Genomic DNA, 19,093 nt, shown 5'->3' on the forward strand with positions numbered 1-19,093 from the left:
ACATTCTTCCTGCAGTCGGAAGACACAAAAACAATAACTGTCCTTCTGTCACCCGCCGGGTGCAGAAAAGGAGTGCACGATGCAACCCACTGCAAAAGCTCTGCTTGCCCTCACCTGCATGACCCTCAGCAGCGTCAGCCTTGGCGCCCAGACCCTGACCATCGCCACCGTCAACAACAGCGACATGATCCGCATGCAGAAGCTCTCGAAGACCTTCGAGACCGAGCATCCGGACATCAAGCTCAATTGGGTGGTGCTCGAAGAAAACGTCTTGCGTCAACGCCTGACCACCGACATCGCCACCCAGGGCGGCCAGTTCGACGTGCTCACCATCGGCATGTACGAAGCTGCACTCTGGGGCGCAAAAGGCTGGCTGGAGCCGATGAAAGATCTGCCGGCCAGTTACGCCCTCGACGACGTCTTCCCATCAGTGCGTGAAGGCCTGTCGGTCAAGGGTTCGCTGTACGCCCTGCCGTTCTACGCCGAAAGCTCGATCACCTATTACCGCACCGACCTGTTCAAGGACGCCGGGCTGACCATGCCGGAGCGGCCGACCTGGGAAGAGATCGCCGGCTTCGCGGAAAAACTCACCAACAAAGATAAAGAGCAGTACGGCATCTGCCTGCGCGGCAAGGCCGGTTGGGGCGAGAACATGGCGCTGATCAGCACCGTCGCCAACGCTTACGGCGCGCGCTGGTTCGATGAGAAGTGGCAGCCGGAATTCAACGGCCCCGAATGGAAAAATGCGCTGAACTTCTACGTCGACACCATGAAGAAGTCCGGCCCACCGGGCGCTACAAGTAATGGTTTCAACGAAAACCTCGCCCTGTTCAACAGCGGCAAGTGCGCGATCTGGGTTGATGCCAGCGTCGCCGGCTCGTTCGTGACCGACAAGACTCAAAGCAAAGTGGCTGATCATGTCGGCTTCACTTTCGCCCCGCATCAGGTGACCGACAAAGGCTCGGCGTGGCTGTATTCGTGGGCACTGGCGATTCCGACCAGTTCCAAGGAGAAAGACGCCGCGAAAGAATTCAGCGCCTGGGCGACGTCCAAAGAGTACGGCGAACTGGTCGCCAAGACCGATGGCATCGCCAACGTTCCACCGGGTACTCGCGCCTCTACCTACAGCGATGCGTACATGAGCGCCGCGCCATTCGCCAAGATCACGCTGGAATCGCTGAAGGCTGTCGATCCGAGCAAACCGACGCTGAAACCGGTGCCATACATCGGCATTCAACTGGTGACCATTCCTGAGTTCCAGGCGGTGGGCACCCAGGTCGGCAAGCTGTTCTCGGCGGCGCTGATCGGCCAGACCACGGTGGATCAAGCCCTCGCTGCCGCGCAGCAATCCACTGAACGCGAGATGAAGCGCGCCGGTTATCCAAAGTAACCCGCACCGTTCGCTCCTGCCTCCTGTGGGAGCAGGCTTGCTCGCGAAAGCGTCGTGTCAGCCAATACACATGACACTTACCCACCGTATTCGCGAGCAAGCCCGCGCCCACATGGGATCTCCATAGGTCTGTATGACTCGGTTGTGATCGCAATGAATACTTCAACTGCCAAAGCCCACATCGACTTGTCCCAGCCGCAGCGCAAAGTGCGCGTGCGCAATCCCGGCTGGTTTCTGGTCAGCCCTTCGGTGGCCCTGTTGCTGCTGTGGATGATCGTGCCGCTGGGCATGACCATTTATTTCTCGCTGATCCGCTACAACCTGCTTTACCCCGGTGAAAACGAATTCGTCGGGCTGGAGAATTTCACTTACTTCCTGACGGATTCGGGGTTCATGCCCGGTGCGACCAACACATTGTTGCTGGTCGGCAGTGTGTTGCTGATCAGCGTGGTGCTCGGCGTGCTCATCAGTGCGCTGCTCGAAGCGAGCGAATTTCTCGGTCGCGGCATCGTGCGGGTCATGCTGATTTCGCCGTTCTTCATCATGCCCACGGTCGGTGCGCTGATCTGGAAGAACCTGATTTTCCATCCGGTCTCGGGGATTCTCGCCTACATCTGGAAACTGTTCGGCGCGCAACCGGTGGACTGGCTCGCCCACTACCCGCTGCTGTCGATCATCATCATTGTCTCGTGGCAGTGGCTGCCCTTCGCGATCCTGATTCTGATGACCGCCATGCAGTCACTCGACCAGGAACAGAAAGAAGCCGCGCGCCTCGACGGTGCCGGGCCGATCGCAATCTTCTGGCACCTCACGCTGCCGCATCTGGCACGACCGATTGCCGTGGTGGTGATGATCGAAACGATCTTCCTGCTGTCGGTGTTCGCCGAGATTTTCACCACCACCAACGGCGGCCCCGGCTATGCCTCGACCAACCTCGCTTACCTCATTTACAACCAGGCGCTGGTGCAGTTCGACGTCGGCATGGCCTCGGCGGGCGGCTTGATTGCCGTGGTCATCGCCAACATCGCCGCGATCATTCTGGTGCGGATGATCGGCAAAAACCTGACTGACAAAGCCTGAGGCCCGCCATGACTCTTCAACAATCCCGCCGGCTGCAAAGCCTGCTGCTCGGCACCCTGGCCTGGGCCATCGCGATCGTGATTTTCTTCCCGATTTTCTGGATGGTGATGACCAGTTTCAAAACCGAAATCGACGCGTTCGCGACGCCGCCGCAGTTCATCTTCACGCCGACGCTGGAGAACTACCTGCACATCAACGAACGCAGCGACTACTTCAGTTTCGCCTGGAACTCAGTGGTGATTTCCTTCAGCGCCACCGCGCTGTGCCTGTTGATTGCGGTGCCGGCGGCGTACTCGATGGCGTTCTACGAAACCCAGCGCACCAAAGGTACGTTGTTGTGGATGCTCTCGACAAAAATGCTGCCGCCGGTGGGCGTGCTGATGCCGATTTACCTGTTGGCCAAGACGTTCGGCCTGCTCGACACGCGCATCGCACTGATCGTGATCTACACGCTGATCAACCTGCCGATCGTGGTCTGGATGGTTTACACCTACTTCAAGGACATCCCCAAAGACATCCTCGAAGCCGCCCGTCTCGACGGCGCCACGTTATGGCAGGAAATGGTGCGTGTGCTGCTGCCGATCGCCAAGGGTGGCCTCGCCTCGACTGTGTTGCTGTCGCTGATTCTGTGCTGGAACGAGGCGTTTTGGTCGCTGAACCTGACCTCGTCGAAAGCCGCACCACTGACCGCGTTGATCGCCTCGTACTCGAGCCCCGAAGGCTTGTTCTGGGCCAAGTTGTCGGCGGTGTCGACGCTGGCCTGTGCGCCGATTCTGATCTTCGGCTGGATCAGCCAGAAACAACTGGTGCGCGGCCTCTCCTTCGGCGCCGTGAAATGAATCCCCCAAACCAACACATTCCCCCTGTAGGAGTGAGCCTGCTCGCGATAGCGGAGTGTCATTCAACAATGATGTCGGCTGAAACGGCCTCATCGCGAGCAGGCTCACTCCTACAGAAAAGCCGATCTGGTTTAACCCAATAATAAATGGCGGAGGCCCATCATCATGGCCAACCTGAAAATCAAGAATCTGCAAAAAGGCTTCGAAGGTTTTTCCATCATCAAAGGCATCGACCTTGAGGTGAACGACAAGGAATTCGTGGTCTTCGTCGGCCCGTCCGGTTGCGGCAAGTCCACCCTGCTGCGCCTGATCGCCGGGCTGGAGGAAGTCAGCGGCGGCACCATCGAACTCGATGGCCGCGACATCACCGAAGTCAGCCCGGCCAAGCGCGATCTGGCGATGGTGTTCCAGACCTACGCGCTGTACCCGCACATGACCGTGAAAAAGAACATGTCGTTCGCCCTCGATCTGGCCGGCGTGCCGAAAGCCGAAGTCGAGAAGAAAGTCGGCGAAGCCGCGCGCATTCTCGAACTCGGGCCGATGCTTGAGCGCAAACCGAAACAGCTCTCCGGCGGCCAGCGTCAACGTGTCGCGATTGGCCGCGCTATCGTGCGCAACCCGAAAATCTTCCTCTTCGACGAACCGCTGTCCAACCTCGACGCCGCCCTGCGCGTGCAAATGCGCCTGGAGTTGCTGCGCCTGCACAAAGATCTGCAAGCGACGATGATTTACGTGACCCACGATCAGGTGGAAGCGATGACCATGGCCGACAAAGTCGTGGTACTCAATGGCGGCAAGATCGAGCAGGTCGGCTCGCCGTTGGATCTCTATCACCAACCGGCCAACCTGTTTGTCGCCGGGTTCCTCGGCACGCCGAAAATGGGCTTCCTCAAAGGCAAGATTGCCCGCGTCGATGCGCAAAGCTGCGAAGTCTCGCTGGACGCCGGCACCCGCGTCACCTTGCCGTTCAACGCCGCCAACCTCAGCGTCGGCAGCGCGGTAACCCTCGGCATTCGCCCGGAACATCTGGAGCTCGCACAACCGGGCGACTGCACGCTGCAAGTCACCGCCGACGTCAGCGAACGCTTGGGCAGCGACACCTTCTGCCACGTCACCACCAGCGCCGGCGAAGCCCTGACCATGCGCGTGCGCGGTGATCTGGCCAGCCGTTACGGCGAGCAACTGAGCCTGCACCTCGACGCCGCCCACTGCCATTTATTCGATGCCGAAGGCGTGGCGCTGACCCGTCCCCTGCGCGCTGCAGCCTGATTTTCAAGAGACTTGCCCAATGAAACTCAACCAACAGAATCTCCACGGCCTGGCACGCGAAGTAAAACTGCCGGCCTACAACCTCAGCGACACCCGCCAGGGCATCGCCCACATTGGCGTCGGCGGTTTTCATCGCGCGCATCAGGCGTACTACACCGATGCGTTGATGAACACTGGCGAAGCGCTCGACTGGGCGATCTGCGGCGTCGGCTTGCGCGGTGAAGACCAGCGTGCCCGCGACGATCTCAAAGAGCAGGATTACCTGTTCACCCTGTTCGAACTGGGTGACAGCGACGACACCGAAGTGCGGGTGATCGGCTCGATCCGCGACATGATGCTGGCGCAGGACAATGCTCAGGCGCTGATCAACAAACTCGCCGATCCAGCGATTCGTATCGTCTCGTTGACCATCACCGAGGGCGGTTATTGCATCGACGACAGCAACGGCGAATTCATGGCACATCTGCCGCAGATTCAGCACGATCTGGCGAATCCGCAATCGCCGAAAACCGTGTTCGGTTTCCTCTGCGCGGCGCTGTCCAAACGCCGTGGGGCGGGTACTGACGCGTTTACCGTGATGTCCTGCGATAACTTGCCGCATAACGGCGCGGTGACGCGCAAAGCACTGCTGGCCTTTGCTGGTTTACTCGACGCGAATCTGTGTGAGTGGATCGATCAAAACGTCAGTTTCCCCAACGCCATGGTCGACCGCATCACGCCGATGACCAGCACCGCGCATCGCCTGCAACTGGCCGACAAACACGGCGTGGACGATGCCTGGCCGGTGGTTTGCGAACCGTTTGTGCAGTGGGTGCTGGAGGACAAATTCGTTAACGGTCGGCCGGCGTGGGAAAAGGTGGGCGTGCAGTTCACCGACGACGTTTCGCCCTACGAAGAGATGAAGATCAAATTGCTCAACGGCAGTCATCTGGCGCTGACGTATCTGGGGTTTTTGAAGGGTTATCGGTTTGTCCACGAAACCATGAACGACCCGCTGTTCGTGCGTTATATGCGCGCTTATATGGATCTGGACGTCACCCCGCAACTGGCGCCGGTGCCGGGCATTGATCTGAGTGAATACAAGGACACGCTGGTCGCGCGGTTTTCCAATCAGGCGATTGCCGATCAGCTTGAGCGAGTGTGTTCGGATGGCTCGTCGAAGTTTCCCAAGTTCACCATTCCGACGATTAACCGGTTGATTGCCGATGGTCGCGAGACCAAACGTGCGGCGCTGGTGGTGGCGGCCTGGGCGCTGTATTTGAAGGGGGTCGACGAGAATGGGGATACGTATTCGATTCCTGATCCACGGGCGACGTTTTGTCAGGCGTTGGTGGCGGATGATGGGCTGATGACTGAGCGGTTGTTGGCGGTTGAGGAGATTTTCGGCACGGCGATAGCGCGTTCGACGGAGTTTGTTGCGGCGTTTGAGTGGTGCTGTGAGAGTTTGCGAGAGGTGGGCGTGACGCGGACGATTGAACGCGTTCTGGCCTGATTTTTCGCGGTGCTGCGACCTACGCCTTCGCGAGCAAGCCCGCTCCCACATTTTCAAATGCATTCCCCTGTGGGAGCGGGCTTGCTCGCGAATGGCCGCCATACCCGGAAATACCTGACACCCTGAGGAACCCACTGTGACAACCCAAAACCTCTTCCTCGGCATCGACTGCGGCACCCAAGGCAGCAAAGCCATCATCCTCGACGCCGCCAGCGGTCAAGTCCTCGGCCAGGGCGCCGCCAATCACACGATGATCAGTGGCGCCAACGGCCGCCGCGAGCAGCACACCGATCAATGGCTGGAAGCCTTCGCCCTCGCCACCCGCCGCGCACTCCTCGCGGCAAACGTCGATGGCCAATCCATCCTCGGCATCGGCGTCTCCGGCCAGCAACACGGCCTGGTGCTGCTCGACGACCAAGGCCAGGTTCTGCGCCCGGCCAAGCTCTGGTGCGACACCGAAACCAGCGCCGAAAACGATCGCCTGCTCAAACATCTGGGCGGAGAAAAAGGCTCGCTGGAACGCCTCGGCGTGGTCATCGCGCCGGGCTACACCGTGTCTAAATTGCTGTGAGCCAAAGAACAGCATCCCGACGTGTTCGCCCGCATCGCGCGCATCCTGCTGCCCCACGATTACCTCAACTTCTGGCTCACCGGCCGCGCGTGCAGCGAATACGGCGACGCCTCCGGTACCGGCTATTTCAACGTGCGCACCCGCCAGTGGGATTTGCAGCTGCTGCGCGACATCGACTCCAGCGGCCGCTTGCAAGCAGCGTTGCCCGAACTGATTGACGCCCACCAAGTCGTCGGCACCATCCTGCCGTCGATTGCTGAGCGCTTGGGCATCAACCCCGCTGCATTGGTCGCAAGCGGCGGCGGCGACAACATGATGGGCGCCATCGGCACCGGCAATATTCAGCCCGGCGCGATCACCATGAGCCTCGGTTCATCCGGCACGGTGTACGCCTATTCCGACGTACCGAAAGTCAGCCCCGACGCCTCCGTCGCCACCTTCTGTTCCTCCAGCGGCGGCTGGTTGCCGCTGATCTGCACCATGAACCTGACCAACGCCACCGGCGCGATACGCGAGCTGTTCGACCTCGACCTCGAACGCTTCAACGACCTCGTCGCCCAAGCCCCGATTGGCGCCGACGGGGTGAGCATGCTGCCGTTCCTCAACGGCGAACGTGTCCCCGCCCTGCCCCACGCCACCGGCAGTCTGCACGGTTTGACCATGGACAACCTGACCCAGGCCAATCTGTGCCGCGCCGCCGTCGAAGGCACGACCTTCGGTTTGCGTTACGGGCTGGATTTGCTACGGCAGAATGGTTTACAAAGCCGCAGCATTTGCCTGATTGGCGGCGGCTCGAAAAGCGCGGTGTGGCGACAGATCGTCGCCGACATCATGAACACCCCGGTGATCTGCACCGAACACAGCGAAGCCGCTGCCCTTGGCGCAGCGATTCAGGCGGCGTGGTGCAAATCCTGGTCGAACGGCCACGAAGAAACGTTGGCCGATCTGTGTCAGCGTTGCGTCAAACTCGATCCGAGCAGTGAAACCCTGCCGATCGCCGCCAACGTCGCGGCGTTTCAGCAGGTCTATGAACGCTATCAACAGCATGTCGCAACCCTATAAAGAGCAAACAATTATGTATTTGGTGTGTGGCGAAGCCCTGTTTGATTTCTTCAGCGAAGACGATGCCAGCGGTCTGGCCTCGAAAGTGAATTTCAAGGCGATTGCCGGCGGCTCGCCGTTCAACGTCGCCGTGGGTTTGCGCCGTTTGGGCGTGGACTCGGCGCTGTTCGGCGGTCTGTCCACCGACTACCTCGGCCGCCGCTTGCAGCAAGTGTTGCAGGACGAAGGCGTGCGTCCGGATTACCTGGTGGAGTTCGCCGCGCCGACCACCCTGGCGATGGTCGCCGTCGGTGCCAACGGTTCGCCGCATTACAGCTTCCGTGGCGAAGGTTGCGCGGATCGACAACTGAGCCTCGCGCATCTGCCGACGCTGGGCCCGGAGGTGCGCGGCCTGCACATCGGCTCGTTCTCATTGGTGGTGCAGCCGATTGCCGACACCCTGCTGGCACTCGTCCAGCGTGAAAGCAGTAAACGCCTGATCAGCCTCGACCCGAACGTGCGCCTCAACCCGGAACCGAACATCGAGTTGTGGCGCGAGCGCATCGCCACGCTGGTGCAACTGGCCGATCTGATCAAAGTCAGCGACGAAGATTTGAGCCTGCTCTACCCCGAGCAGGATCCGCAGCGGGTGATCGAAAGCTGGCTGGAGCACCGCTGCCAAATTGTCTTCCTCACCCGTGGCGGTGAAGGCGCAACCGTGTTCAGTCGCGCGCATGGTTCGTGGTCGGTACCGGCCTGTTCGGTAAAAATCGCCGACACCGTTGGCGCTGGCGACACTTTCCAGGCCGCGCTGATTACCTGGCTGACTGAGCACGGTCTGGACTCTGTAGAAGGCGTGCAGCAACTGACGCGCGAGCAGATCGACGCGATGCTGAAATTCGCCGTGCAAGCCGCCGCGCTGACGTGCAGCAAAACCGGCCCAGACTTGCCTTATCGTCATCAACTGTCCTGAACGCGTAGACTGTCGCCTTTTTTGCGCATGACGGGATAACGGCTTTTGAATTACGGAAAGACGCTTGGACTACTGACACTCGCAGGGTTATTGACCGGTTGCGGCACTTCACCGCCGCGTTCGCCGGAAAATCTCTGCGATATCTTTCGTGAAAAAAGCGACTGGTACGACGCGGCGCAAGTCACGCAAAAACGCTGGGGGGTGCCGATTCAGGTGCCCTTCGCGATCATGTACCAAGAGTCCGGCTACCGTTACGACGCCAAAACCCCGCGCAAATATCTGCTTTGGGTGATTCCGTGGGGCCGCGTGACCACCGCCTCGGGTTATGCGCAGGCGAAAGATGAAGTCTGGTCGGACTACCAGAAAAGCACCGGCCGCAACTGGGCCGATCGTGAAGACTTCGACGACGCCATCGACTTTATTGGCTGGTACATGGACAAGACCACCACGATCAATGGCGTCTACAAGTACGACGCTTACAACCAGTACCTCAACTACCACGAGGGCTGGGGTGGTTTCCGCAACAAGACTTATGCGAGCAAAGCCTGGCTACTGCCGACGGCGCGCAAGGTGCAAGCCCGCTCGAATATGTACGCCCAGCAATATGCCGGGTGTAAGGAAGAGCTGAATCGCGGGTTCTGGAGCCGGTTCTGGCATTGGCTCTGAATCCCCCTGTAGGAGCTGCCGAAGGCTGCGATCTTTTGATCTTTAAAAAAGCAAGATCAAAAGATCGCAGCCTTCGGCAGCTCCTACAAAGTACGCGGCAAGCTCAGTTTTTGTGTACGACAGAAGTCCAATGTGGGAGCGGGCTTGCTCGCGAAAGCGCCCGATCAGGCACTACAAATCCCAGCCCTACAACACCGAAAAGCTATAACTCACAATCACCCGCGTCTCATCCACATCCCGCGCAAACTGCTTGTAGTTCGTGCGATACGTCGCATTCCTCAACCGCACGCTGACATCCTTGAACGTCCCCTCCTGAATCACATACTTCAACTCGCTGTCACGTTCCCACTCTTTGCCTTCCTGATCACTGCCCAGCACTTTGATGTGATCACCGTTGACGTAACGGGTCAGGAAGCTCAAACCATTAATGCCAATTGCCTTGAAGTCATAGTCATAACGCAACTGCCACGAACGCTCCTGCGCTGCGGCAAAATCGTTGACCTGCACATAGTTGACCAGATATGGATTACTGCCATCGAGGTACGGCATCGAGTTATCGCCGTTCATACGCTGCCAACCCGCGCTGAACGTATGACCGCTGTGCGCGAAAGACAGCAAACCGCTCAACGCACGGTTATCGATGGAACCAGCCTTTGCATCGCCGCTGTCAGCACTCTTGAGCAAGCGCAGATCAGCCTTTAATACACCACCCGCCAACGGCTGATTGGCCAACAACCCGACAAAGTGCTGACGGTAGATGTCTTCCAGTTCCGCGTAGTGATATTGGCCGGTCAGACGATCATTGATCTTGTAATCGAAGCCGTACATGTCGAAATGATCGGCCGTGGTGTTACACGCGTAACGCTTGTTCTTGCAGTGCACGCGGATGTCTTGCGAATCGGTGGAATCGCGCGCGGTGTACTTGTCCAGACGCGCCGCCATAAAGGTCAGATCCTTCACCTCTTTCGAAGTCAACATCGCGCCGTTGAACATCGTCGGCAGCAGTCGCCCGTCGTTGTACTTGAGCAGCGGCAGATCCGGCCGCAACGCGCCGTACTTCAACACCGAATCGGCAACGCGCACTTTGGCGGTCAGGCCCATCTTCGCGTATTGATCTTTCGAACCGCGCGGATCCTGACCGCTCGATGGCAGCAAACCACTGTTGCTGCTGTCAGCACTGGAATCGAGTTTGAAACCGAGCATGCCCAGCGCATCAATACCAAAGCCCACCGTACCCTCGGTGTAACCCGATTGCAGATCGAGAATAAAACCCTGAGCCGACTCTTCACGCTTCGACGCGCCCTGCTCGTTGGAAGTGTGCCCATCACGGAAGTCGCGGTTGAAGTACACCGTGCGCGATTCGATTTTCGCCGTGGTGTCTTCGAGAAAACCGCTGGCCTGAACCGGCGCGGTAAAACCGGCGCACAGGACAAAGGCTCCGAAGCCAAACGACTGGCGCGGGGTGATGAGGGGAAATGGGGGACGCATGAAAAACTCCAACACTGCAGCGTTTGCGCAAGCGCGCAATAAGCCAGAAATAGCTCCCGATCCGAGTCAGAAAATTGAGCCGGACAGAAGTGGAAACACGGGGGTGAACGACAATGATGGCAGATGGCTTTGACGCGCCAAAGACGACTTTAGTCTGAATCTGAGCGACGATTTCCTGTGCGCCCGGTCGGATAGATGCCCTCGCCGCACGCGCTTTTCAGTGCAGCGAAGCGCCCGGTTTTATTGAGCGAAAGCCCCCAACTAAGGGTTTCCCCCATACCGACAAGGGCCAACGTCTACGGCATTTGCGCCTTGAACGAGGCGGTTGAATGCTGCACCATCCGGGCTCTGCTTATTCAAGGACGGAATTCAAGGCATGTTGGACGCCAACGCAACCCACATTACCCTCACGCTCGAAGGCGCCTCCGCTGACCTGCAAGTACTCAGCTTCACCGGTCGCGAAGCCCTCAATCAGCCCTTCCGTTTTGACCTCGAACTGGTCAGCGCCCGCCCCGACCTGAAACTCGAAGAGCTGCTGCACAAACCCGGCGTTCTGACTTTCGGCGCCACCGGTGAAGGCATCATCCACGGCCTGGTCTATCGCATCGAGCAAGGCGATTCCGGCAAGACGCTGACCCGCTACAGCATCAGCCTGGTGCCGCAACTCGCCTACCTGCGCCACAACCACGATCAGCAAATCTTTCAGAACCTGACCGTGCCGAAAATCATCGGTCAGGTGCTCGAAGCACGCGGCATTCTTGCCGACGCTTATAGCTTCCAGCTCGGCGCCGAATACCCGCAACGCGAATACTGCGTGCAGTACGACGAGTCCGACCTGCACTTTATTCAGCGTCTGTGCGAAGAAGAAGGCATCCACTTCCACTTCCAGCACAGCAGCAGCGGCCACAAACTGGTGTTTGGCGACGATCAGACCGTATTCCGCAAACTCAAAGCCGTCAGCTACCAGCAAGACTCCGGCATGGCCGCGGAAAAACCAGTGATCAAGCGCTTCAACCTGCGCCTGGAAACCCGCACCACCCGCGTCAGCCGCCGCGATTACGACTTCGAGAAGCCGAAGATCCTCCCCGAGGCCGCGAACAAAACCGAGTTCAGCCCGGATCTCGAAGACTACGATTACCCCGGCCGCTTCACCACCCGCGAGCGCGGCAAATTCCTCACCACCCGCGCCCTCGAACGCCATCGCAGCGACTACAAACTCGCCGACGGCAAAGGTGATGAGCCGACCCTCACCAGCGGCCACTTCCTGACCCTCGCCGAACACCCGCGCGCCGAATGGAACGACCTGTGGCTGCTGCTGGAAGTCTTCCACGAAGGCAAACAACCGCAAGTGCTCGGCGAAAACGTCACCCGCGACGTCACTGACCACAAAAGCGATTTCCACCAGGGCTACCGCAACAGCTTCCTCGCGACCCCGTGGGACGCGCACTACCGCCCTGCCCTCGAACACCCAAAACCGAAAGTCCTCGGCAGCCAGACCGCCGTCGTCACCGGCCCCAAAGGTGAAGAAATCCACTGCGACCAATACGGCCGCATCAAAGTGCAATTTCACTGGGATCGCGAAGGCCAGTCCGACGACAACACCTCCTGCTGGATGCGCGTCGCCAGCGGCTGGGCCGGCGCAGCCTACGGCGGCATCGCCATCCCGCGCATCGGCATGGAAGTCCTCGTCACCTTCCTCGAAGGCGACCCCGACCAGCCACTGGTCACCGGCTGCCTGTACCACAAGGAAAACGTCGTCCCCTACGACCTGCCGGCGAACAAAACCCGCAGCACCTTCAAAACCCTCAGCTCCCCGGGCGGCAAGGGCTACAACGAATTCCGCATCGAAGACAAAAAAGGTGCCGAACAGATCTACCTGCACGCCCAGCGCGACTGGGACGAAAACATCGAACACGACCAGAAAATCCGCGTCGGCAACGAACGCCACGACACCGTCGAAGCCAACACCTACAGCGAATTCAAAGTCGAAGAACACCGCATCACCCACCTCGACCGCAAAAGCGAAATGCGCGCGAACGACCACCTGACGGTTGCGGTGACTCAGCACGTCAAGGTTGGCACGGCGCAGTTTGTTGAGGCCGGGACGGAGATTCACTACAACGCTGGCGAGAAAGTTGTGATGGAAGGCGGCATGGAACTCACGGCCAAGGCTGGCGGGAGTTTTGTGAAGGTAGATGCCGGGGGTGTGACCATCAGCGGGGCCGAGGTGAAGGTCAACTCTGGCGGTGGGCCGGGTGCGGGTACCGGCATTGCTATCCTCGAACCGCTTATCCCAAGTATGGCAGCTGTCGATAAAGCCGGACGACTACTGCAAACCCGCACGAATAAGGCGATTGTGGTTGAAAAACTGAAGGCCCCTAAAGGTATCTGCGTCGAATGCCTTAAGAAAGCCATGCGAGAGAAACTGGCTCTACAGTCGGGAGCTAATTGATGACTAAAGTTGAAGCTGCAGACGCTTGGGAAGCGGCCAAGCACAACTCACAATCACGATTCGCCATTGTTGAAACAGGCCTGCTTTCAGAACCGTCTCGACAGGAGTTTTTGAGGTCGAATCCGTCGCGACGGCCACTGATGCTTCAACCGGAATTTGCTGAATTGCGCAACTATGGCCCGTGGCTGGTCGACGTCAGCAATATGGAGTTCGAGGCCTTTCTCGCTCACGAATACTTTACTGGCTGCACCGGGATGGTCGGCTGGATTCGCACCGACTGCCCGGCTGAAAAGCTCGCTGCGCACCTGAGTGACGCATTGCTGGCAAAAAACGAAGCTGGCGAAGTGCTGATGATCCGCAGCTATGCGCCCGAAGTGCTGCCGATGCTTTACGCGCGCGAAGATTTGCCATGGCACGCGTGGCTGTTCGGTCCGATTCAGGATTGGTGGGTGCCAACGGATCAGGACCAATGGGAATGCCTGTCGGGACTCAACCTTGGAAAACCCGGAAAATACGACCCCATTGTTCTCGACGCCAAGCTGTGGACGGAAATGGAGATTGACCCCCTGCCCTATACCCTTACCACTGAACTTGAAAAAGAAGCGCCAAAAGTGTTTACGAGCACCTGCCACAGCGCGCGATTGAAGCAGGTCAAAGAAGCATTAGACGCTGGCCGCGATGAAGGTTTGACAGAGCCCGAGGACGTAAGCCTATTTGCCAGCTTGAAACTTATGGATTCCGAGTTCCCAAGTAACTGGCCAATGTGGACTGAGGCTAAAAAGCGCAACTCTACGGACAATCTACCGCTTGGAGTTGTGATACAGCAGTTGTCTGAGTGAATTGGGAATTTTCTATACACAGTCGTTTACGAATATGAGCCTTGGGAATTTTCAATGTCGCTGACCTTGAATAGCTTGAATCAACGCAAATGGAAACGCCGATCGTTAGCAATCGGCATTCTGATAGTCGGCATCTTTGTCATGGCAGTCTATATCTACAATAAAACTCGAACACCCGGTGCAGCCCTCACATCCCACAACTATATGGAAAGGCCTATAGGCAGCTATTGGGTCAATGATAACTGGGGAGGTAATGGTGGCGTGACCTGTTGCTGGAAGATGCCCGAGGACACTGCCAAAGTAGTTTGGATTCTGAGCATGTCAAAAGCTCAGGAAGATCAAGGAATGAAAATAGAAAGGCATGAAGCACTACTACCGATGCCAAAGCGAAAGCCAGAAGATGATACGTTGCATATCTATTTCCTCCCCGGTAATAAAATTGAGCTCATGTGGTCCGCAACAACCCTTGATACAAAGTCTTCCTCTGAAAAATCAGCAATTAATCAAAAAACCCATGAGCAAGGAAGTCATCCATGAGCGCACCGAAAAACTTATGTGATGCACAAGCCATTAGCTTGCGCGCCAATAAAGCCGCTGGGGGCAAAAAAAGCTCGGTATTACCATGTGAAGGAATACTACATGTCGGGTTCTTTTTTGACGGTGTCAGTCGAAATCTTGAAGAGGACTTGAGGGAAGACCGAGTTACAAATATTGGTCGACTTTTTCTCGCCTACCCTTATGAGCAGGGTTCTGTACCTTCCGACCCGGCCAACCAGTATCATAAATTCTATATTTCCGGACTTGCTACTTCTTTCGACACTACTTTAGGTACAAACGCGACTACTAGCGCTGTCGACTTCAACGGCGCAGCTAGCAAAATCAAGGATGACTTATCCAAATTACCGAAAGATAATTCTACAGAAGCTGCTGTTGATGTCGGCAAAGACTTGTTAACCGGAAAAAATTGGTGGGACAACCTTACAAACAATTTAAAGCCGAAAAATATTATTTCTGCCATTGCTACTACAGCGGCAAAGGCATCAGTCGAGGGGGTTTCACCAGTCCGTGACCATGAAACTGCTTTCAGCTTACTTAAAACTGGTGTGGACACTCGATTAGAAGCTGCGACGAACCGTTTTGAAAAACTCGCTGAGGACGTTAAAAAAGAAAATTCGGTTACGATCAAGAATATTTCAGTATCTATTTTCGGGTTCGATTATGGTGCCACGCTCGCGCGAGCGTTCGCTCATAAGCTGTTCGAGGCGTGCGATCCTGGCACTACCACCTATAAGGGTGCGAAGCTGGAGATCGTATTTGCTGGGCTATTCGATGCGGTAGATCGAAGCATGGAAGCATCTGTCGTACGGGATTTTTTACTGCCGATTTCCAATACAGTTGATGACGGAGAGTGCCTGCCAGGCCCCGTGAAATCAGCACTTCACTTAATTGCTGCACATGAGTGCAGAAATGACAGACGTGCCCGTTTGATCGGCACTGGGTCACTTACACCTCGGTGGGAAGAACGCTTGGTTCCAGGTACTAGTTTTGACGTTGGGGGTGGATTATTAAAAAACTGCGCCCCCCATAGCCGAGAATTACACTTGGCAGCTCTGCATGAAATGTATCGTGCTGCTTATGGCGCAGGGGTTCCTTTTCCCTCAATAAAAAAACTTCAAGAAAAAGATAGATACGTGGCCAGTTTCTTCGAGTTGCGTGACCACATAAATGGCACTAATGCCATCGAGTCGAATAACAGATACGTTTCCATAGCTGGCAATAATAACGTTTCCGCGGACGCCTTTCTCGCCCATCGCCGCCTGTACATTCAAAGACTCCGCGGACTGTGGGAGTTGTATAGTGAACAACACCGTGCCTATAGCAATGAAGAGGATCGCTTGTCGCGGCCATTTCTGGGTGCCACCGGATCATTTAAACGCATGTTGGGTATGGGCAGTGAATCTGAAATCCAAGCAAATAAGCGTGATTCAGCGCTCAGAAAAACGCGAAAGAGCAAAGAACGACTTTGCGCTGAACTTGGTTGGCTCGAGGAGGTTGATCGAGAAGCCAAGCGCTTGAGCATTGGTCTTGCAACAAAACCTGAAAAAGTGTTGCTTGACGAATGGTTTAGAACTGAGCCAACGAGTCTCAGCTTCGACATTGAGGATCTACTTGAGTTTTACGTGAATGACAAATTCATGATTAGCCAAATATCGCAATCTCCAAGCTCGATAAAATACTTTTTAGTTAGAGAATTCGACACCCCTGACTTGAACAAAACTAAAGGAATGGCGCCAGACTATATGGAACAGATGATGCGAAAACCATCAACAGAGTTTTCGGATGTATCGACGTAACAGGAGGCATACCTTGTTACGGGCTCAAAATTCGGATATTGATCTATCGAAAAGAATTTTATTTTCTTGAACGATACAAACTTTACTGAAGGCTCTGATAAAAACAGCGCTACTACCTCGTTCCGAACACATGAGTTTTGGCCGCTTCTCCTTCCATTTTGGCGTAAGGGCCTGGGGCTACGCCGGCGCATCGTTGTTGCTGGCCGGTAGCGTCGAATTGAGCCCGATCCTCGGCAACGTCAAATACGGCGCAACGCTCAGCCCCGTCAAACGCGCACAGCGCGAAGACGCATCAGCCAAAGAAGAACGCGCAGATCACGAAGCCGCGAAGAAAGCCAAGACCGACAGCGGCGACACCAGCCCTACCCCCGACCTTGAACACAAGTCGAAGTCCGGCACCGCTGTCGCCACTAAAAGCTCGGATCAAGTCCTCACCGGGCGCTTGGCCAACGTCCAGGTCGAAAACGGGGCGAAGGCGACCTTCAACGTATTCGGAGGCTTGCAAGGCGCCATCGAACTGACCGGCGCATTGAATTGGGCTCCACCAAAAGATCTCGTCGCACTGCGCACTGCGCCGACGATGGGAGTTGGCAGCGACAAAGATGCGAAAAGCACGAACCCGTGGCTGACGCTCGCCAAGTTAAGTGGATCCGTTGGGGTGGCGTTGGGTGCCGGGTTCCAGGGCACTGCGCAGATTTCTTTGGATATAAGGACGATTCATTCTCAACCTGAAAGCGACCGTGGTACTTGGGCCTGGTGCCAACGGGAGCTTCAAGTTTGAGATTGGGTATGAGGCGGTGGTTGATATCATTAACCTTTATCGCAAGGAACTGCATAAGACTAAGGGGCGAAATGTAGAGTGGATGGATCCTGAGGCGAGTGAATATGCGTCTGCGCTTAATGCGTTGGGTGCAGCCGGCTTGAATGTGGCGATGGCGTACATGCTGCGTTGGGATGTTGTGATGAACCTGTATCACGCGCTGACGCGTAGTGGTAAAGGTGGGCCGATTGCGGATGCGATTATGAATTACGTTAATGACGCTGAGCTACAGGATTGGTGCGTCAATGCTATCCCCGGGGCTCTTGGCCCCTTACTTAAGACATTGGCTAGTCCACCTGAATCATTTACCGTCACTGTTTCTGCTTCAGAAAGTAATGGAACCACGGAAAAAACAAGAGCTTATAGCCAGGCAGAAGCACACCTATTGCAGCAAAAAGCCATTGAACGAATTTTGCGTTGGATAGTGAGCAACGCCAAGAAAACCAACACCATTGACAAGGCGCAAAGTCAGTTCGAACTCTCTTGTATGTCAATGAACGAATTCGGCATCAAGGAAACCGATGCGGAGCAAAGTTACTGCCAAAATCGTTCGATACTGGACAGTTTCATGGCTGAAAGCGTTCGCAGCCTCTTTGATGACACCGGTATAGACGCGCGAGAGAACTACAAATCCCACGTTAAACTGCTCGGCGCCAACCTGGCCGATTATTGTCAAAAAAACTACATCCCGCAGCCAAGCTACTCACCTAGCGGTGCGACGCCATATTTGAAGAATTACTAATGAATAGCATATTAAAGATGAAACTAAACCAAATCGCCCTGCTTTTTAGTCTATCCATAGTAACGTGCAGTGCCATCGCCAACACAGAATCGGAAAACGACAAAAATGAACAAAAAGGCATCGTACTCTACAATCAATTGAAAATAGATGCCGCCATCCCCCAACTAGAGCAAGAAGCAAAAATGGGCGATGCTGAATCGCAATATTATCTAGGCGAAGCCCTAAGAAAAAAAATCGCTACATGACACCCGAAGCTCAATATTGGTACGAGTCCGCCGCAGACAACAGCAACACATATGCAATGATCCAACTTGGACGAACAAAAAACGACCTTTGTGTAAAAATGGGAAATTGCCCTCCGAATCAAAAAACCCAAGCAGAGTGGTTCGCTTTAGCCAAAAAGCTAGTAGAACCAAAGGCACAGAAAGGTGACCCTGAATCGTTATATATGATGTATGAAATCACCTTAGATCTTGAGTGGTTGAAGAAATCTGCAACCGCTGGTTATCCGCTTGCGCAATACTGGATGGCTGTAAATGAAAGACAAGGGGAAGGATTCTTCTTAATCCCAGGAAAGCGTGAAGCATCCGTAAAACGATGGCTTATGCTTTCATCTGAGGGGGGTAATCCGAAAGCAATGATGGATTATCTGGAAATCCTGTATGGCGAGGGAGACATGGAAAGTGTTCGCCGCTGGCTTGAAGTGGCGGCTGCCACCGGGAGCCAAGCCGCAATCAGTAATTACGGCGCCTATATCTCGCACACTCCAGACAAAATTAGCTACCCATTAGACTTGGTTAAAGGTTACGCACTCATTTCATTGCTGAAAGAGCTGGGTGATAGCGGTGGAGTACAAGATTACGTTGACCGAAAAATCGAGAAAATTGGCGAAAAAATGACTCCAGAACAAATCAAAGAAGCAGAGACCGTTGCGAAAGAATGGAAAGCAACACACCCGCCCCTGTCTTTTTTCCCTGACAAGCTCGGAAGGTAATCGGGATTCAATATTTCAACGCGCAGCGCCTTGCCTTTGCCAGTCGGCAGCAGTGAATCAGCCTACATTTATCAGCCATTCAC

The 19,093-nt window shown here is 55.9% G+C and carries 16 protein-coding genes and 1 pseudogene; 16 read left to right on the forward strand and 1 reads right to left on the reverse strand.

Features of this window, described 5'->3' with window-relative positions; translation table 11 throughout:
* The first annotated feature begins 79 nt into the window (after positions 1-79).
* The 8 genes and pseudogenes from ACZZ0D_RS11445 (at position 80) to ACZZ0D_RS11480 (ending at position 9,321) form a co-directional block, all read left to right on the forward strand.
* Complete coding sequence (locus ACZZ0D_RS11445; RefSeq protein ID WP_463553284.1) at positions 80-1,390, forward strand: ABC transporter substrate-binding protein; 1,311 nt, start codon at positions 80-82, stop codon at positions 1,388-1,390.
* A 153-nt stretch (positions 1,391-1,543) separates the two neighbouring features.
* Positions 1,544-2,470, forward strand: a complete 927-nt coding sequence (locus ACZZ0D_RS11450; protein WP_053119886.1) for a carbohydrate ABC transporter permease — start codon at positions 1,544-1,546, stop codon at positions 2,468-2,470.
* Positions 2,471-2,478: 8 nt separating this feature from the next.
* Complete coding sequence (locus ACZZ0D_RS11455; RefSeq protein WP_159811330.1) at positions 2,479-3,309, forward strand: carbohydrate ABC transporter permease; 831 nt, start codon at positions 2,479-2,481, stop codon at positions 3,307-3,309.
* Positions 3,310-3,474: 165 nt separating this feature from the next.
* Complete coding sequence (locus tag ACZZ0D_RS11460; RefSeq protein ID WP_159811331.1) at positions 3,475-4,578, forward strand: ABC transporter ATP-binding protein; 1,104 nt, start codon at positions 3,475-3,477, stop codon at positions 4,576-4,578.
* Positions 4,579-4,597: 19 nt separating this feature from the next.
* A complete protein-coding gene (locus ACZZ0D_RS11465; protein ID WP_463553285.1) occupies positions 4,598-6,070 on the forward strand; it encodes a mannitol dehydrogenase family protein in 1,473 nt (490 codons plus the stop codon).
* A gap of 136 nt (positions 6,071-6,206) precedes the next feature.
* A pseudogene (gene xylB, locus ACZZ0D_RS11470) lies at positions 6,207-7,703 on the forward strand (xylulokinase).
* 13 nt (positions 7,704-7,716) lie between these two features.
* Positions 7,717-8,655 (forward strand): carbohydrate kinase family protein, encoded by a 939-nt coding sequence (locus tag ACZZ0D_RS11475; protein ID WP_463553286.1) that lies wholly within the window; start codon positions 7,717-7,719, stop codon positions 8,653-8,655.
* A 45-nt stretch (positions 8,656-8,700) separates the two neighbouring features.
* The gene (locus ACZZ0D_RS11480; protein WP_053119875.1) at positions 8,701-9,321 is read left to right on the forward strand and encodes a transglycosylase SLT domain-containing protein; all 621 of its coding nucleotides are present in this window, start codon (positions 8,701-8,703) and stop codon (positions 9,319-9,321) included.
* Between the two features lie 186 nt (positions 9,322-9,507).
* Here the strand turns inward: ACZZ0D_RS11480 and ACZZ0D_RS11485 are convergent, their stop codons facing one another.
* Positions 9,508-10,809: an OprD family porin gene (locus ACZZ0D_RS11485; RefSeq protein WP_463553287.1), complete on the reverse strand. Its 1,302-nt coding sequence runs from the start codon at positions 10,807-10,809 to the stop codon at positions 9,508-9,510.
* Positions 10,810-11,185: 376 nt separating this feature from the next.
* On the opposite strand from ACZZ0D_RS11485, the gene ACZZ0D_RS11490 reads away from it, so the two are divergent.
* The 8 genes from ACZZ0D_RS11490 (at position 11,186) to ACZZ0D_RS11525 (ending at position 19,010) form a co-directional block, all read left to right on the forward strand.
* Positions 11,186-13,261, forward strand: coding sequence for a type VI secretion system Vgr family protein (locus ACZZ0D_RS11490; RefSeq protein WP_463553288.1), 2,076 nt, complete (start codon positions 11,186-11,188; stop codon positions 13,259-13,261).
* Positions 13,261-14,100 carry a DUF4123 domain-containing protein gene (locus tag ACZZ0D_RS11495; protein WP_463553289.1) on the forward strand — a complete coding sequence of 280 codons (840 nt, stop codon included), beginning with the start codon at positions 13,261-13,263 and terminating at the stop codon, positions 14,098-14,100. The genes ACZZ0D_RS11490 and ACZZ0D_RS11495 overlap by 1 nt, the downstream gene beginning before the upstream one ends.
* Before the next feature lie 54 nt (positions 14,101-14,154).
* A complete protein-coding gene (locus ACZZ0D_RS11500) occupies positions 14,155-14,637 on the forward strand; it encodes a DUF3304 domain-containing protein (protein ID WP_463553290.1) in 483 nt (160 codons plus the stop codon).
* Positions 14,634-16,454 carry a hypothetical protein gene (locus tag ACZZ0D_RS11505; protein ID WP_463553291.1) on the forward strand — a complete coding sequence of 607 codons (1,821 nt, stop codon included), beginning with the start codon at positions 14,634-14,636 and terminating at the stop codon, positions 16,452-16,454. Before ACZZ0D_RS11500 ends, ACZZ0D_RS11505 begins: the two co-directional genes overlap by 4 nt.
* A gap of 130 nt (positions 16,455-16,584) precedes the next feature.
* On the forward strand, positions 16,585-17,235 hold the full coding sequence (locus tag ACZZ0D_RS11510; protein WP_463553292.1) for a hypothetical protein: 651 nt from the start codon (positions 16,585-16,587) through the stop codon (positions 17,233-17,235).
* 16 nt (positions 17,236-17,251) lie between these two features.
* Positions 17,252-18,016 (forward strand): hypothetical protein, encoded by a 765-nt coding sequence (locus ACZZ0D_RS11515; RefSeq protein ID WP_463553293.1) that lies wholly within the window; start codon positions 17,252-17,254, stop codon positions 18,014-18,016.
* Positions 18,016-18,261, forward strand: coding sequence for a hypothetical protein (locus tag ACZZ0D_RS11520; RefSeq protein ID WP_463553294.1), 246 nt, complete (start codon positions 18,016-18,018; stop codon positions 18,259-18,261). The genes ACZZ0D_RS11515 and ACZZ0D_RS11520 overlap by 1 nt, the downstream gene beginning before the upstream one ends.
* Entirely contained in the window at positions 18,258-19,010 is a 753-nt protein-coding gene (locus ACZZ0D_RS11525; protein WP_463553295.1) for a tetratricopeptide repeat protein, read from the forward strand. The genes ACZZ0D_RS11520 and ACZZ0D_RS11525 overlap by 4 nt, the downstream gene beginning before the upstream one ends.
* Positions 19,011-19,093: the final 83 nt, after the last annotated feature.

The sequence above is a fragment of the Pseudomonas sp. AC193 genome, from assembly GCF_979258075.1.

Excerpts from the sequence above, each read along its gene's own strand:
- ACZZ0D_RS11505 (WP_463553291.1), top strand. The coding sequence starts at position 14,634 with ATGAGCGCACCGAAAAACTTATGTGATGCACAAGCCATTAGCTTGCGC.
- ACZZ0D_RS11510 (WP_463553292.1), top strand. The coding sequence starts at position 16,585 with ATGAGTTTTGGCCGCTTCTCCTTCCATTTTGGCGTAAGGGCCTGGGGC.
- ACZZ0D_RS11520 (WP_463553294.1), top strand. The coding sequence starts at position 18,016 with ATGAATAGCATATTAAAGATGAAACTAAACCAAATCGCCCTGCTTTTT.
- ACZZ0D_RS11445 (WP_463553284.1), top strand. The coding sequence starts at position 80 with ATGCAACCCACTGCAAAAGCTCTGCTTGCCCTCACCTGCATGACCCTC.
- ACZZ0D_RS11525 (WP_463553295.1), top strand. The coding sequence starts at position 18,258 with ATGACACCCGAAGCTCAATATTGGTACGAGTCCGCCGCAGACAACAGC.
- ACZZ0D_RS11500 (WP_463553290.1), top strand. The coding sequence starts at position 14,155 with ATGTCGCTGACCTTGAATAGCTTGAATCAACGCAAATGGAAACGCCGA.
- ACZZ0D_RS11495 (WP_463553289.1), top strand. The coding sequence starts at position 13,261 with ATGACTAAAGTTGAAGCTGCAGACGCTTGGGAAGCGGCCAAGCACAAC.
- ACZZ0D_RS11490 (WP_463553288.1), top strand. The coding sequence starts at position 11,186 with ATGTTGGACGCCAACGCAACCCACATTACCCTCACGCTCGAAGGCGCC.
- ACZZ0D_RS11485 (WP_463553287.1), bottom strand. The coding sequence starts at position 10,809 with ATGCGTCCCCCATTTCCCCTCATCACCCCGCGCCAGTCGTTTGGCTTC.
- ACZZ0D_RS11450 (WP_053119886.1), top strand. The coding sequence starts at position 1,544 with ATGAATACTTCAACTGCCAAAGCCCACATCGACTTGTCCCAGCCGCAG.
- ACZZ0D_RS11460 (WP_159811331.1), top strand. The coding sequence starts at position 3,475 with ATGGCCAACCTGAAAATCAAGAATCTGCAAAAAGGCTTCGAAGGTTTT.
- ACZZ0D_RS11475 (WP_463553286.1), top strand. The coding sequence starts at position 7,717 with ATGTATTTGGTGTGTGGCGAAGCCCTGTTTGATTTCTTCAGCGAAGAC.
- ACZZ0D_RS11465 (WP_463553285.1), top strand. The coding sequence starts at position 4,598 with ATGAAACTCAACCAACAGAATCTCCACGGCCTGGCACGCGAAGTAAAA.
- ACZZ0D_RS11455 (WP_159811330.1), top strand. The coding sequence starts at position 2,479 with ATGACTCTTCAACAATCCCGCCGGCTGCAAAGCCTGCTGCTCGGCACC.